Raw genomic sequence first — 523 nt, forward strand, 5'->3', positions numbered from 1 at the left:
GATCAGATGAAGATGATCGCCAAGCTGTCCGGCGGGCAGTCTTACACCGCCGGCAACGTCGCCGAGCTTTCCAAGAGCTACAACGCGATCGAGAAGGACATCGGCTACCGCACGGTGCCGGGGCCGGGCAGCGCCGGGTGGTTGCGCCTGGGCGTCATCACCGCCCTGATCGCGACGGCGCTGGCGCTGCTGATCAACCGGCGGCTCCCGGTCTGATCGCTCAGGAGGGCAGCCGGCGGTTGAGGAACAAGCCGGCCAGGATGGCGCCGGCCATCGCGACGGCCCCCAGCAGCATCCACGCCAGGCTGGCGTCGCCCTTGACGGTCTCGTAGCCGATCTGGCGCTGCAGGGTCGCATAGACGTTCTTCAGCGACTCGAGGCTGTCGGCGTGGAACGACTGGCCGTCGGTGATCTCGCAGATCTTCTGCAGCGTCTGATCCGTCGCGACGGGGACGGCGACCCGCTGCCCGTCCATCTCGATCTCGCCGGTCTTGGTGCCGAACGGGATCGTCGAGATGGGCAC

Annotated in this window: 2 pseudogenes; one reads left to right on the forward strand and one right to left on the reverse strand. The window is 67.5% G+C overall.

The features are described from left to right. Window positions 1–216, forward strand: a pseudogene (locus A5697_RS22990) (hypothetical protein); the annotation flags it as partial. 4 nt (window positions 217–220) lie between these two features. On the opposite strand, the pseudogene A5697_RS22995 reads toward A5697_RS22990, so the two are convergent. Next, window positions 221–523 (reverse strand): annotated as a pseudogene (locus tag A5697_RS22995) (hypothetical protein); the annotation flags it as partial.

It is taken from the genome of Mycobacterium sp. E3251 (assembly GCF_001666835.1).
Lineage (GTDB): Bacteria > Actinomycetota > Actinomycetes > Mycobacteriales > Mycobacteriaceae > Mycobacterium.